Here is a 16,006-nt window from a genome sequence, read left to right on the forward strand (position 1 = left end):
GTATACATAAGTGAGTTTTGGATACAAGGTAAAATATTCTACGATAAAAAAGGAGATAATAAATATGTATTTTAGGAAGTTAGTTGGTAGTAAGGTGTATCTTTCCCCAATAGATAAAAATGATTATTTAAAGTATACAGAATGGGTAAATGATATGGAAGTGTCTATGGGAATGATATTTGCGTATAAGCTAATAGATGAGGAATCAGAAAAAAACATTTTAGAAAGGTTAACAAAAGTTGAATTTAATTTTGCAATTATAGATATTAAAAAAGATGAAGTTATTGGTAATATTGGCTTTCCAGTCATTGATTATATTAACCACAGAGGTGAAGTAGGAATATTTATTGGCAACAAAAATTATTGGAGTGATGGCTATGGAACAGAAGCATTAAGCCTGCTACTGGATTTTGGATTTAATATATTAAATTTAAATAGTATACATCTAAAAGTTTATTCTTATAATAATCCGGCCATAAAATGTTATGAAAAGGTAGGATTTAAAGTAGCAGGTCGATTAAGGGAAGCTAAAATTATTGGTGGAAACAAGTATGATGAAATCTATATGGATATATTGGCTAAGGAGTTCAAATCTGAATATATAAAATCATTGATTGAGGCTAAGATTAATATTCATGCTAAGAAGGTTAATGAATCACAGAATAGTAAGATTTGAATAGAATGGTTTGCATTGGACAAATATGAAACAAGGTAGGTGCGGAAATGAAATTATTATTAGTAACAGCAGCTTCCAAAGAAATGATGGCTATAAGAAAATCTAGAGTTATTGGATTTCAGCAGTGCACTATGCCATATTTGGCAGCGCTTACTCCACCTGGCTGGGATATTGAACATGTGGATGAAGTAGTTGAAAATATAGATTATACCAAATATTATGATCTTGTTTCTATAACATTCCATACTCCAAGTGCAAAACATGCCTATGATATAGCTACAAAATTTCGAAAAAATGGCATTACGGTGGTCATGGGAGGACCTCATGTTACGTTGATGCCTGAGGAAGCAGAAAAATATGCCGATGTGATTTTTGTTGGGGAATCAGAGATAACTTGGCCTCAATTTATACATGATTTTGAGAGAAAACAATATAAAAGTAAATATGTATGTACTATTCCACCGGAACTTAATGGCATACCCATGTCAAGAAAAGATCTATTCCATAGAAAGGATCATTCAAATGGAATAATGTTTGCTACACGTGGATGCCCTAACAAGTGTGAATTTTGTGCAATTTCAATAATGTATAAAAATAAATTAAGAAAAAGGCCAGTAGAAGAAGCGGCAAAAGAGTATGCTTTTTTTAAAGGCAAGATAATAATATTTTGGGATGATAATATTTCTGCAGATGCAGAATATGCAAAGGAACTTTTTCGAGCAATAACTCCATATAAAAAATGGTGGAGCAGCCAAGCAAGTATAAATGCTGGCAAAGATGATGAATTTCTTAAACTAGCTTCTAAAAGTGGTTGCAAACAATTATTTTTGGGAATAGAGTCAATATCTCAAAGCAGCTTGAATAGTGCAAACAAATCATTTAATAAGGTTGAAGATTATTATGAAATCATAAAAAAAATTCATTCTTATGGTATTTCTGTACAAGCAGGTGTGGTTTTTGGTTTTGATGAGGACGGAAAGGACATTTTCAAAAAAACTTTAGATTTTCTCGAAAAATCAGGGGTGCAAAATGCAACATTTAATATACTGACGCCATATCCAGGAACACCACTTTTCAAAAGGTTAGAAGCAGAGAGAAGAATATTAACTTATGATTGGAGTAAATACAATGCTAGAACTGACGTGGTTTTTACGCCAAGAAATATGACTTGTGAAGAACTTATCCAAGGGTTTAATTGGGCTAATAAGCGATTCTATTCTTTGAAAAGTATAACAAAAAGGTTATCAAAATCTGCAGCAGGACTTTATTGGACTCTTCCACTTAATTTGATGTATCATCATTACTTAAAGAGCAATAAATATTAATATATGAGCAAGAGGAGAATATATATGATAAATAAAGGAAATGAAACTATAGAAGAAATATCAAATATGTTAGATAAACTTCCAAGTGTAAGTTTGAGGGATTTTCAGGCTAAGAACACAACATTAGTTATTGTTGATATGATTAATGGGTTTGTAAGGGAAGGCGCTTTGCACAGCAGTAGGGTCGAAGCTATAATACCGGAAATAGTAAAACTATCTAGGGCTTGTGATGAATCCCATATAGAAAAAATAGTATTTTCAGATTGTCATACAGAGGATTCAACAGAATTTGGAGCTTATCCAGTGCACTGCTTGGAAGGAACTAGGGAATCAGAAATTGTTGATGAAATTAAGGAAATAGGTGGATATAAACTTATAACTAAAAATAGTACCAATGGATTTCTTGAAGAGAAATTTCAAAAATGGCTTGGAGAAAATAGAGATAAAAATACTTTTATTATTACTGGAGATTGCACGGATATTTGCATTCAGCAGTTTGGGTTAACATTAAAAACGTGGTTTAATATGAAAAACAAAAAATCAAGAATTATAGTTCCTATTAATGCTGTTGAAACTTATGATGCAGAAATGCATAATGGAGATTTAATGAACGCCATGGCTCTATATAATATGATCATTAATGGCATAGAAGTAGTGAAAAATATAAATAGTTAGGATGAAAAATGATAAAACAATTTGCTCGCATCTTTTAAGTGTAAATAAAAGATGCGAGCTTTTATATGCTAAAACTCAAATATAGCTCTATTCACATTGGGTCTTTATCTAAAATCACTTTGTAAGGCCTCATCATTTCATTATCTTCGTGGTCAAGTATGTGGCAGTGCCAAACGTATCCTGGACCAAGGCTAGGGTTAAATGGGAAGAGATTAACTCCTGGTTTAACTTTGTCTGGGTCCGAATCTTGTGGAGCAAAACGTACTATAAATGTGGTTACCTCACCTGGATTTGCTCTAACTGTATCTTTAAAACCTTTTTCATTATCATCAGGAAGTATAGGTTCCTCAATAAGATAATCATCAACAGGTAGAGTTATTGTTGGATGATCTAGTGGTGGCATTCCGTTAATATTTATCCAATCATCAGTGTATTGTTCAGTTTCAAATGCTTGCCTAGATTGAATCAGAAAATTTACTAGATGCAAGTGAATTGGATGAGTATCACCAGTTAAATTTACAATTTCCCATTTTTCAGTTGAACCTACCAAAGGACATTCAGAAATAGGAGCAGACCAATTTTGACCATTAAGAAGAACTTCAGTAGGACCATTTTCACCCATGACTTCAAATAGAACTAAGGTTCTCTTAGGAGTATCAGGCACAAGTTTTGGAATATTGTTTAATTTTCCAGGAATTACATATGATTTTAAAGGATAGAAACACGAAACAGTAAATTGCATAATCTGAGCTACAGTTTCTGGATTTGGTTCATCACCATCTGGAAATGGTGCAGTAGCATGATTTTCTAAAATTAGTTTAATTCCTGGAGACAAATATGAGAAATCTACAATAACATCTGCTCTTTCCCCAGGGGCTAGTAGTAATGAAGTTAGTTTTGCAGGTTTAGGCAAATAACCTCCATCACCACCAATTTGAATAAATTCCATATTATTAGAAAAAGTTAAATTATAAAATCTAGCATTTGAGCCATTTAATAATCTAAAGCGATATTGGCATCGATCTACATTTAAATTTGGCCATATTTTTCCATTCACCATTATTGTATCGCCAAAAAATTCTGGCATCCAATATGGATGAATATCAGGATTTATTCCCTCTGTGGGGAAATAAAAGGAACCATCTGTATAAAAAGACCTATCTTGAATTACAATTGGGATTTCATATTTTTTATCCGGAAAAAATTTTCCGGGAATGTCTAAGGGATTTTCACTGTCTCGGATTAAATAAAATCCTGCAAGACCCATTAGTACATTAAGTCTTGTTATTCCCAGGGTATGATCATGGTACCAAAGAGTGGTAGATGGTTGTTTATTTGGATACTGATAAATTGAAGTTATAAATTCAGGACCCACTTTATCTTCTTTAGCAGTAAACCAAGCACTGGGATGTCCATCATTAACTGAATTATTTTCCATGCCGTGTAGATGCGTAACAATTGGAACTGGAAATTGAGCTTTTGCAAGGCCTGGTGGAAAAGGTGGAACTGAATCAGCGTCTACCATACCCAAGTTATTTGGATCTGCCCAGTGAATTGTGGGGTCTACTGGTAATGGATTAGATGCTTTAAGGGTATTAATCCATTGAACATTAACAGGTATTCCTCTAATAGTTTCAAAGGTAGCACCAGGAGCATTACGAAAATTATTAATTGTTCTATTTGTTTTTTTATCTATAACATTACCACCATATCCGAAAACAACAGTTCGAGGAAAGCCATAGGGCAAAATCTGTTCTTTAAATTGACTTACAAAAATCACATAATTGTGGCTTATAATTTCTTTGCTGAAGGGATCCTTTATTACGTTTGGAAGGTATACTGGTGGTATTACTAGCTGATTTTTATATTTGGGTATTTTTATAGGATCAAGTTCTGAATACATAAACATCAAGCTCCTCATAATACATTTTGGATAAGAAAATTAAGGAGTATACATAATTGATGTCTTAAAATATAGTATGCATAATGTATAAAATGTGTTTAATTATTTTAATTATAGAACAATCGTTTGTACATTGATGAATTAGTGTCAAGTAAATTGGGACAATATATGTTCATGTTTACCTTGTATTACAAATATGAACAATTGTATAATGATAATGGAAGGGGGGCATTTTAGTAATTATCTTAGGTTGGTGATTTGTATGGATAAGTTTAGTTCAAGGCAAATAGATTTAGTTAAAAGATTAATTAATAATGAAAACGTTACAGTTAAGACTTTTGCACAAACGTATAATGTAAGTACTAGAACAATTTATAGAGAAATAGACAACATCAATAAGTTGATTTCTAAATATAAAACAAGCGTACAAAATACACTAAATGGTTTAAGTTTGAATGGAAAAAATGAAGAAATATTAGAACTCAAATTAGCAATGTATGGATCTGAGTCTCTATCAGAAGCAAAAAATAGAAAAAATTTTATAATGGCAGAGCTTTTACAATGTAAAGACCCCATTAAAATTCAATATTTTGCAAATAAATTTGATGTATCTAGTTCAACAATAAGTCACCATGTAAAGGATATAAAAGAACGGCTGGAAAAAAATCATATAAATCTTATTTCTAAACCAGGTGTTGGAATATATATAGAAGGTGATGAAAAAAATATTAGGCACACATTAGTAGATTTACTCTATAAAAATTATAATTTAGAACAATTGATTGGATTCATAGAAAATGATAGTGAAGAAATAAGTAAAGTTAAAAAAAACAGAATTCAAGAACTTAACAATAGATTGCTAAACATAATAGATTATGAAACTATTTATCTGATTGAGAGATCACTTTCTAATATAGAGTCAACAATGGATTATAAAATTGATGATAGATTATATATTGAATTATCTATACACCTTTCTTTAGCTATTGAGAGACTTAGAAATAATGAAAAAATAAGTTTTGATAACATTACTTTGGAAAAATTAAAGAAGTCACAAGAATATAAAGTAGCAAAAGTTATAGCAAAGTATATTGAGAATGAAATAGATATTAAGATTCCAGAGGGTGAACTTGGATATATTACAGTTCATCTTCAAGGAGTAAGGGTTGGAGGAAATAGTCTGAATCTAAGTGAAAAATATTTATATTCACTTACAGATAAGGTAATAGATGAAGCATCAAAGATATTTAACATAAAATTTGAGGAAGATTCCATTCTCAAAAAAGATTTAAATATGCATCTTTTATATTCGATTTATAGGCTAAAATCTGGTTATAAGATAAGAAATCCATTAATTAGTGAAATTAAACGCCAATATGGAGATGTATTTAATAGATGTAATAATGTTTTAAATGTGCTTAGGGGAAATCTAAATGTAGAAATAAGTGATGACGAGATTGGATATATATGCATGCATTTTGCAGCTGCAATGGAAAGAATCAAGGATAAAATGGTTATATATAATGTACTTTTAGTTTGTGCCAGTGGAGTAGGAACTTCAAGAATGCTTGCAGCTAGAATAAAAAAAATCAAAGAGATAAATATAGTGGCCGTGTCCTCAGTACTTAAAATTGATGAAATAATTAATAAAAACCCTGTTGATTTAATAATATCTACAGTACCAATAAAGCGTGGAAACAAGAGAATTATTGTTGTAAATCCATTATTTACTGAAAATGATATTAGAAAACTTGAGGATGAGCTAAACATAAAGATAACTATAGAGAATGAAGAAAGAACTCAATCTTTTGAAAAACAAATGGAGAATGTGGAAAATGTAAAAGCGTACAGTAATGAAATAAGTACTATTGTAAAAAACACTTTTTTTTCGGAAATACAAGCCACAACAGTAAATGACGTAATTGAAGAATTATTAGAAGAACAAATCAAGTTTGGGGTAATCCAAAGGAAAATATCAAAAGGCATTAAAGTCATACTACAAAATAGGGAAGGATTAGGTACTATAATACTGCCAAATAAAAAATTTGTTATATATCATTGTGTAAGTGATGATATTAAACAATCTATGATAACGGTGGGAAAACTAAAAACACCAATAAATCTTGTGAATTTAATAGGGGAAAAAGAATTAATCTATACTGCTTTTCTTATGGTAGCACCAGTAAATAAAAAAAGTAGCTTGGAAGTTATTGGAGATTTATCAGCAACTATAATTGAACAAGATGATTTTATTGATAGATTAAATGAAAGTAAGAATGGAGAAGAGTGTAGAAAAATAATAGAAAAAACTCTTATATCAAAATTATATTTCCATATAATAAGAGTTTTTAATTAAAAAGGGGACGAGAGTTTGGGAAATAAGAATTCGTTGTATAGCAAAAAAGGGCCTATTATTTTATTTTTTATTTTATTAAGTTCACCATGGGTTGTACAAATAAGAAATTTGTTTTTATCAGGAAAAATTGGAATAGCTATTAAGTTATCAATATTTGCAATAGTATTTTTAGTTGCATTATTTTGGATGCAAAAATGGTTTACAAAAATGCTTATTCAATATCAAAATAATTTAAATATATCTATGAAAAAAATAGAAAATAAGAAAATGAGGAGGAGTTTAAAATGAAAGCAATAATTTTATGTAGTTGGGGTGCAACCTCTAGTTCACTTGCCAAAGCTGCTTCAGATGAGGCTAAAAAGAGAAATTTAGATATAGTTGTAGATGCAGGTGGCACTGGAGAATTTAAGAAAAAAGCAGCAAATTATTCTGTAGCATTACTAGAACCACAGGTACGGCATTTGAAAAAAGAAGTGGAAGTAGCTGCAAGTAAATTCGATATTCCTGTGGAGATAGTAGACATGCAAGCTTTTGCATTCATGAATGGTGGAAAAGTACTTGATCAAATAATTAAGATTGCAAAAGACGCAGGTAAAATGTAATTAAGATAAGGGTTAATTCCCGTATCCTAATAATAAATATTTTAGGAGGAATAATAGCTATGAAAGAGAACAAGTTTATGAAATGGATGGAAGAAAAGTTAATGCCCGTCCTTGGGAAATTGGCACAAAATATTTACTTACAATCAATACGTGATGCATTTTGTGTTTTTGCACTACCACTTATAATTAGTGGATCTGTATTTTTAATTATTGCAAACCCACCTACAGCACTTGGCTGGGGAGTTGTAAATGCATGGAATAATGCAATTACCCCAATTCAAAGCAATATTATGATTGCATTTAATTTAAGTTTTGGAATTATGGCAGTAGCTGTTGCATTTGGTACAGCCTATAGCCTTGCTTCAAGGTGGGATATGGATGAATCACTCTGTGGAATGCTATCCCTTGTGTGTTTCTTTATTGTATGTTTCCCAGCTTCAGATATTACAAAGGTTAAATTTGGTGACGTTTTAAACTACCTTGGCGGGCAGGGATTATTTATTGCAATAATCTTAGGAATATTAACAACAATTGTAGTTAGATTGTTTACTCAAAAAGGGTTAGTTATTAAAATGCCTGCAGGTGTACCACCATATGTTGTAAGAACATTTAGTGCATTAGTACCATTCTTTGTAATGATAACCTTATCATGGGCAGTAGAATGGATCGTGTGGGCAAATTTAAAAATTACATTGCCACAATTAGTATTAAATCTATTTAGACCTCTAGTTGCGGTATCAAACAGCTATCCCGCAGCAGTACTTGAAATTGTTTTAATGATGCTTTTATGGTCACTTGGTATTCACGGAATGAATGTTGTATCTTCAGTTGCTTATCCATTTTGGACAGCTCAATTAGCTGCTAACACTGCTGCTCGTAATGCTGGGACACCACTCCATGGAATTGTTACAGAACCATTTTTTCATATGTTTACACATATAGGCGGGTCAGGATTAACATGGCCATTAGTAATAATGTTTTTATTTTCAGCATCAAAACAACTTAAGAGTCTTGGTAAAATAGAACTTATACCAGCAATATTTAATATAAATGAACCAATAATGTTTGGAGCACCTCTTGTGCTTAATCCAATAATGTTTATTCCGTTTATACTTGCCCCTGTTGCTGCTGTAACTATAAACTATATTGCATTTTTCAGTGGAATTGTTCCTAAAATAGTAATGCAACCACCATTCACTGTTCCAGTATTTTTCGGTGGACTTATAGCAACAGGTGGATATTGGCAAGGCGCTGCACTTCAACTTTTAAATTTAATTGTTTCAGCATTAATTTACTGGCCTTTCTTTAAAATGTTTGAAAAACAACTTGTAATAAACGAAAAGCAAGCAGAACTTGAAATACAAGCAAATAGTGGTGAAACAGTATAATAAATATCATTTATGAATGGAGGCTTAACAGTGAGCGAAGAAAACAAAATGGATTTAGAAAAAATTATTTTTAATCTAGTACTTCACGGTGGAAATGCCAGAGGAAAGGCATATGATGCCATAGATGCTGCTGAAGAAGGAAATTTTGAATTAGCAGAAAAGTGCCTAGATGAAGCAGATGAAGAATTTTATGATGGGCACGAATATCAGAATATGCTAATTCAAGGCAAGATGGATAGTGAAACACCTAATTTTCTAGTAATACATGCACAAGATCAGCTTATGACGGCTCTATCAGAAAAAAATCTGATTAAAAGGGAGATAGAATTATATAAAAAAGTGTTTGAATTAGAAAAAAAAGTAAATAATTTAATAAAAAAATAGGAAACATCCTTAAATAATTTTAAATTATCTTAGGATATTTCCAATAGATACTGTGTGTATAAATTTTAACTCTAAAATATACTAATTACAATACAAATATTAAAAAGGTTGTGATATAAATTGTTAAAATAATTTTTATTACAACCTTTTTAATTGAATTATCATAGCTGTATTGACCGGGTAATAATGAACATGTATAATTAGAATATGAGTAAATATTTTGAAAGGCTAAGGTATGTGTGATATGCGTAAGTAATCTTTTTAGGGCAAGTAACATCACAATTATTTTTAAAATGTGCAATTATATGGATGCGCTTATTTTTGTGATGCAAATAAAGTTCTTGAGAGGATTACACCATACTTTTATATAAGGCAACTTAATTAAAACACGGTTAAAGTGAGATAAATTAAAACTAGCATTTAGGTATGAACTATTTCTGATTGCTACATTTTAGTAAGTCTAAATTAATAACCGCTGAATTAAATGTTGTAAAATTATTCAAGTATATGATCCTCTCCAAATAATTGGAGGGATTTTTTTATGCTAAATTTGGAAATTAATAATTTGAAAAAATATTTCGGAGATAAATTAATATTAGATATAAACAATTTAAAGGTATATAGTGAAGATAAAATAGGTATAGTTGGAGCTAATGGAGCAGGTAAAAGTACTTTGCTTAATATACTTTGCGGCGAGATGGATAAAGATCAAGGATATATAAAACATTATGGTGAATATGCTTATATTAGCCAACTTAAAGAACCAAATCATGCTATTTTAAATAATCAGCTGCACAGAAAATTTAATTTAAAAGATAAAGATAAGGATAATTTAAGTGGGGGAGAAAAAACTAGGCTAAAAATAGCAGAAGCCTTTAGTGAAAGAAGTAGTATGCTTTTTGCAGATGAGCCAACATCAAATTTGGATATTTCCGCTATTAAAATGTTTCAAGAAATGCTTCTAGAATTTAATGGAGCTATAATGATTGTTTCACATGATAGAGAACTTTTAGATGGAGTTTGTAACAAAATAATTGAAATTGAAAATGGAAAAACAAAAACATATGATGGAAACTACTCTAATTATATGGAGCAAAAGAAACTTGAAATAGATAGAAAAAAGTTTGAATATGATCATTATTTAAATGAGAAACAAAAGCTGCAAAAGTCAGCTATGGAAATTTCAAATAAAACTTCTTCAATGAGGCAAGTACCAAAGAGAATGGGAAATTCTGAGGCTAGACTTCATCGCAAAATGGGCAATCAGAAGGCAAAAGGAAAACTAGAAAAAACTAGAAAGTCTATATATTCAAGAATTGAGCATATAGAAATAAAAGAACGGGTAGAAATTGCGGAGAGAACAAAAATAGATTTCGAAGCATTAAATAAGGTTCATTCCAAAATTATTATTCATGGAGAAAACATTGATAAATCATTTGGGAAAAAAGTCATATTTAATAAAGCAGAATTTAATATATTTAGTGGCACAAGAACAGCTTTAATCGGTGACAATGGTTGTGGTAAAACAACCTTAATAAAAATGATACTAAAGGCTGAGGAGAAAATAGAAATTTCAAAAGTACTAAATATAGGCTATTTTAGTCAGGATTTAAGCATTCTAGATGAAGAGGAAACAATACTCAATAATGTTATGAGGAATTCTGTTTATAATGAAGAGTTTGTAAGGCTTATATTATCAAGGCTTTTGTTTAAAAGGGATGATGTATATAAAAAAGTTTCATTTTTAAGTGGTGGGGAAAGGGTAAAACTTTGCTTTGCAAAGATAATTCTTGAAGGAAGCAACATGTTAATACTTGACGAACCAACCAATTATCTGGATTTATATTCAATTGAGGCATTAGAAGATGTCCTAAAGGATTATGGGGGAACAATTTTATTTGTATCCCATGACCGGAAATTTGTTGAAAAAATTGCAACAGATATAATGTGCATTGAAAATCAAATAGTAAAATCCTTCAAAGGAAATTACCATGAGTACTTGAGTTTTATCAATAGACCCAAGGAAGTAAGCAGTATATTTAGTAATGAAAAAATGCTTTTGGAAAATAAGATATCTGAGATTATAGGTAGGCTTTCTATGCCGTCAAGGGACGATAATATTAGAAAATTAGATGAGGAATATAAGGATATTTTGAGAAAAATCAGAGAAATAGAATAATATAAACTTTTGGGAAAATTATCTGTTGATCATGGGCTTTTACACATTGTAATTTGGAATATAACTAGAAAATCAAGGCGATACTTTTAAATAGTATCACCTTGATTTTTTTAGTTATTGTTATTCTATATGTTTTTTCCTCTTATAAATAAAGAAGCATATGCTCCCGGCAATTATAAATATAACGCCAACTGCTATTATCAAACTTGTATCAATAAATGAACCGGTTTTTGGAAGAGCTGCTGATACTTTGTTTGATTGCTTTCCGGCGGTATTATTAGAAAAAGTGGTATTCTCAGAAGTAGTGCTACTAGCGCTGGTATTTCCACCAGAAGCGGTATTACCAGAAGTAGTGTTACCAGAAGTAGTATTTCCGCCGCTAGGTGTAGTACCACTTCCGGAGCCACTATTTGATGCAGTTTTAACAGGAACAATATAACTTGGATCATAAATATCCTTTAACCCTAATAGGTTAAGTTCAGGTGCTTTGTAATTGGATAAAAGAATTACACCAGATTGCTCAGGAACATTTACAGTAACCTTACCGTTAACTACAGCATATTTCTCTTTAGTATTAAGTGCATCCGTGAGTATTGTTCCATCTGGAATAGAAGTGACATCAAGTGTAAGTGAGTCTATATCTTCTGTTCGTCTGTTTATAGCAATAACTGCATGGTCTTTTGAATTATCACGGGTATAAGCTAGAAGATCAGATTTATAGCTGTCTGGAACACTTATTGGTGATATATCACCAGTTGCGAGAACAACATTGTTCTTTCTTATTCCAATCAATGTTGCATACCACGTAACTAAGTCTTTATTCCCATTGCCCCATATCATTCCTCTACGGTTGTCAGGGTCATCTGCACCAGGCATTCCAGCTTCATCACCGTAATAAATACATGGAGTACCAGGATAGGTCATTTGTATAAGAGGTATCATTTTCATTTTTGCAAGAGCAGCGGATGTAGTATCTTTTGCAATAGCTTTTACACCTTTTTGGTATCCATCAAGAGCAGAAATTACTCTTTGGGTATCGTGAGAATCAACAAGATTTAGCATAGCATCAAATGCTTCCTTAGGGTATTGCTCTCTCATAGTTTCAAGTGCATTCATAGCGTCTGCTGCACTATATTTAGTAGTATTATCATCAGCAGTACCTTTAACAAAGCCTAGCACAGGATCTCTAAATCTGTAATTCATTACCGAATCATCCATATTTCCAAGTAAATATTTTGATGCATCAGTCCAAATTTCACCTATAATTACATTGTCCTTACTTGCACCTTTAACAGCGGTTCTAAAATGCCCCCAAGTTTCATCAGAAACTTCATTTTGAGCATCCAGCCGCCAGCCATCAGCGCCTTGCTTTAACCAATAAGTTGAATCAGCATTTTTTCCATCTATAACTTCTGTGTCCCAAGTTGTAACGTTGTATTCAGAGCCATTCAAAGCCTCTATAACAGGCATAGAATCATAACCATCCCAGCCTTCATAAGAATAATGCTCAGGGTCTCCGGTAATTGCTGTAACTTTAGTATTATCTATTTTAAACCAATCTTTATAGTGTAAATCTGTTATTCCGTCTGCTGCTAAATTTTTAGTTACTTTATCCTCTGCATCACTTTGACTCATTGCATCAGAATTCATTAAAGCATAAACTCTAGACCAATATTGATATGCGCCTATAGGCTTTCCTTTAGCTACATACTTACCATATCTATCAAAATAAATTGAGTCATCTGATACGTGGTTGAATACGCCATCAAGTATTATATGCATACCCCTTTTGTGAGCTTCTTTTGCAAGTGATACATAATCATCCATTGAACCTAAAATAGGGTCTACAGTTTTATAATTAGTTGTATCATATCTATGGTTTGATATAGATTGACTTATAGGATTAAAATATAATGTATTTATTCCCAGAGATTGAAGGTAATTTAGTTTCTTTTGAACTCCGGTTAAATCTCCACCATATATTTCATTTGACCATAAGCCATCACCTTTTGCACCTAAATAAGTAAGGTCAGGCTTCCCATTAGAAGTGAATTCCAGGGTTGGATCTTCTGGAATTGAATACCAATTATTGTAAAATTCATAGTTAGTAAATCCTCTTGAAGTTTTTAAAGCAGTATCATTAGAAGTATCTCCATTAAAAAATCTATCAGGAAATATCTGATAAACTACTGCGTTTTTAAACCAATCAGGGGTTTTGAAATCTTTATCATAAACATTCATGTCATATAATTTTACTTTTCCAAGATCATTAGGTGCTCCAGCACCAAAATACCCATCGTCATCTCCATAGGCTTTTACATCGTAGCCATTAGTTACTACAAAGTAATATTTGTCCATTTCCGTGCTAGGTGGATTATAGTTTACTGTCCATTTATCACTTCCATCCGTAAAACTACCATTTAAGGACATTGAAAGTTTTTTAGTACCATTTGGAGTTTGAAGTATTAAGTATGCATTAGATAAATCTCCTTTAGCTGCTTTTAAATTAAAAACTACATTTGTACCTGTAGGTACTGCGCCGTAAGGAAGTTTGTAATCAGAAAGTTTTGAGTCAAAATAAAGTGATGAAGTATTTATTTTTTTGTCAGAAAGATCAGTAAAAACTATATCAATATTGGGATCATAACTTATTGTGACTACTCTGTCTGAAGTAAGATTTAAATCGCCAACGGGTACTTCTTCTTTGCCATCAACCGTTAATTTAAAATCTTTATATTCGCCTTGTTTCAAAGGGACTTTCACAGAGCAAATTCCAGTAAATGTGCTATCTGTTAGTAAAGTATTGTTTGCGACTCCTGTACCTGTAAGTTTTACATCGACTTTTTTATAGGAGGTGGAATCTACTATTAAATTACTATCGTCATTATACCAGAAGGTAACATCCTCGGTAGTGGGTACATCCATTTCTATATTGTCTCCACCTAGTTTTGCACCTTCACCATAATTTTCAGTCCAAGTTCCATCTGTTGCGACTTTATATTGATAACTTCCAGCAGGTATACTCTTAAGAGTTAATGTGTAGATTCCATTTCCAATATAATCCATAGTAGTTTCAGGAGATGTGGCATCCCAATTTGTGCCTCCAACATTTTGTTGCATGGTACCTGGGACCACAATTTTTCTACCGGAATATTTTGGAAAATTTAAAAGGGAGTTCCCATCACCAGATACATTTTGATTTGATGGGTCTGTAACATAATTACCATCGGTAATAAATTTATATTCATATGCACTGGAATTGTCGCCCAGTCTTACAGTTACTGACCAAACTCCATTTTGATTTTTGGTCATAGATTTTTTGTTAGTTGCCCAATTTGTGAAGTCACCAGCAAGATAAACTTCTTTTGCAGTATCATTGGAATAGGAAAATGTAACAGTTCCATTTTCATTTATCACAGGGCTTGTCAATGTTTGTGGTGCGGGATTAAGACCTAAGGCGGTTGATACTTTATCAGCGTCATTTATTGAATCGTATAAGTTTTTCCCAGATACATCGCAAACAAATACAACATATTTACCTCCAGTGGGGACTATAATTGATTTGTTTGTAGTACCACCGGGTATTGGATTATCCCATGAATAATTCAGCGTAGCCTTGTATTGGTAAGTTCCTTCTTTGATAAATGCGCTATAAATATATGTTCCAGTATTATTTAATTGTTTGAAATCAAATCCTTGAAGCTTTTCATTCCAGTTAGCATCAGTATTTTTATTTCTTATATCACCAATAATAGAGATATTAGGAGATAAAATACTGTTAGTGCATAGGTTTAAATCTGGATTTGAAATAAAAGTTACATTTTGATCTTTGTCCAAAGAAAATTTAATGTTATGATCAATTTCTCCATTTGACCATTTATGATCATAAGCAACTTTATACTCGTAATCACCTTTTTTCATAGAGAAGGTTTTTGTACTATATCCATCTCCAATGTAATTCAAATCGTAACTAGTATCAGTTAAATTCCAATCTGAACCATCAGATTGAGCCAGTGTACCAACTAATGTTGCACTATTTTTAAAGCTAGCTGGATTGTTAATTGAATCATATATTGTTTTGTTTTTTAAATTAACTTTGAAGGTAATTTTTTCTTTTTTTGTTACATTTAGTGCTATGTTATTTCCTCCTTTTTGGAAATTAGCACCATAGTTTTCATCAAGAGATCCATTTAGTGCAGCTTTGTAATTGAAAGATCCAGATGTTTTAAAATCAACAGTTAATTCATACAAGCCATTTGAAAATTCATTCATTATAGAGCTTTGATTTTTAGCATCCCAATCAGTTCCTAAACTCTGTGATTTAAAAAAATCGCCTACAAGTGAAACCATAGAATTGGTTGGTGGTGAATTTTGATTTTCATCAGCTTGGATTTTAAAATTAGGCATTAAACTGAACAAAAGCAAAAATATTACGATAAAGTTTAAAAATTTTAATTTTTTGGTTCTCATCATTGATAAATCCCCCCCTTATAATTTTGCAATCGTTTGCATGATAAA

The 16,006-nt window shown here is 31.5% G+C and carries 11 protein-coding genes; 9 read left to right on the forward strand and 2 right to left on the reverse strand.

Features of this window, described 5'->3' with window-relative positions; all coding sequences use genetic code 11:
• Positions 1-64 precede the first annotated feature (64 nt).
• Genes BR66_RS0100580 through BR66_RS0100590 form a run of 3 tightly spaced genes read left to right on the forward strand, consistent with a single transcriptional unit; the run spans position 65 to position 2,676 of the window.
• Positions 65-676 (forward strand): GNAT family N-acetyltransferase, encoded by a 612-nt coding sequence (locus BR66_RS0100580; protein WP_026881167.1) that lies wholly within the window; start codon positions 65-67, stop codon positions 674-676.
• A 47-nt stretch (positions 677-723) separates the two neighbouring features.
• Positions 724-2,001: a B12-binding domain-containing radical SAM protein gene (locus BR66_RS22745; protein WP_035795107.1), complete on the forward strand. Its 1,278-nt coding sequence runs from the start codon at positions 724-726 to the stop codon at positions 1,999-2,001.
• A gap of 24 nt (positions 2,002-2,025) precedes the next feature.
• Positions 2,026-2,676, forward strand: a complete 651-nt coding sequence (locus BR66_RS0100590; protein WP_026881168.1) for a cysteine hydrolase family protein — start codon at positions 2,026-2,028, stop codon at positions 2,674-2,676.
• 91 nt (positions 2,677-2,767) lie between these two features.
• Here the strand turns inward: BR66_RS0100590 and BR66_RS0100595 are convergent, their stop codons facing one another.
• Positions 2,768-4,579 carry a multicopper oxidase family protein gene (locus BR66_RS0100595; RefSeq protein ID WP_026881169.1) on the reverse strand — a complete coding sequence of 604 codons (1,812 nt, stop codon included), beginning with the start codon at positions 4,577-4,579 and terminating at the stop codon, positions 2,768-2,770.
• Between the two features lie 262 nt (positions 4,580-4,841).
• Between BR66_RS0100595 and BR66_RS0100600 the strand changes: the two genes are divergently transcribed.
• The 6 genes from BR66_RS0100600 to abc-f all read left to right on the forward strand — a co-directional run bounded on the left by BR66_RS0100600 (position 4,842) and on the right by abc-f (position 11,488).
• On the forward strand, positions 4,842-6,935 hold the full coding sequence (locus tag BR66_RS0100600; RefSeq protein WP_026881170.1) for a BglG family transcription antiterminator: 2,094 nt from the start codon (positions 4,842-4,844) through the stop codon (positions 6,933-6,935).
• A gap of 15 nt (positions 6,936-6,950) precedes the next feature.
• Positions 6,951-7,223 carry a hypothetical protein gene (locus BR66_RS0100605; RefSeq protein WP_026881171.1) on the forward strand — a complete coding sequence of 91 codons (273 nt, stop codon included), beginning with the start codon at positions 6,951-6,953 and terminating at the stop codon, positions 7,221-7,223.
• A complete protein-coding gene (locus tag BR66_RS0100610) occupies positions 7,220-7,537 on the forward strand; it encodes a PTS sugar transporter subunit IIB (protein WP_026881172.1) in 318 nt (105 codons plus the stop codon). The genes BR66_RS0100605 and BR66_RS0100610 overlap by 4 nt, the downstream gene beginning before the upstream one ends.
• A gap of 59 nt (positions 7,538-7,596) precedes the next feature.
• On the forward strand, positions 7,597-8,925 hold the full coding sequence (locus BR66_RS0100615) for a PTS sugar transporter subunit IIC (protein ID WP_026881173.1): 1,329 nt from the start codon (positions 7,597-7,599) through the stop codon (positions 8,923-8,925).
• A gap of 30 nt (positions 8,926-8,955) precedes the next feature.
• A complete protein-coding gene (locus BR66_RS0100620; protein ID WP_207641211.1) occupies positions 8,956-9,309 on the forward strand; it encodes a PTS sugar transporter subunit IIA in 354 nt (117 codons plus the stop codon).
• Between the two features lie 541 nt (positions 9,310-9,850).
• Positions 9,851-11,488 (forward strand): ribosomal protection-like ABC-F family protein, encoded by a 1,638-nt coding sequence (gene abc-f / locus BR66_RS0100625; RefSeq protein ID WP_026881175.1) that lies wholly within the window; start codon positions 9,851-9,853, stop codon positions 11,486-11,488.
• A gap of 120 nt (positions 11,489-11,608) precedes the next feature.
• Here the strand turns inward: abc-f and BR66_RS22750 are convergent, their stop codons facing one another.
• Positions 11,609-15,961 carry a pullulanase X25 domain-containing protein gene (locus BR66_RS22750; RefSeq protein ID WP_051624036.1) on the reverse strand — a complete coding sequence of 1,451 codons (4,353 nt, stop codon included), beginning with the start codon at positions 15,959-15,961 and terminating at the stop codon, positions 11,609-11,611.
• Positions 15,962-16,006: the final 45 nt, after the last annotated feature.

The sequence above is a fragment of the Clostridium akagii DSM 12554 genome (genome assembly GCF_000686725.1).
Classification (GTDB): Bacteria; Bacillota; Clostridia; order Clostridiales; family Clostridiaceae; genus Clostridium_I; species Clostridium_I akagii.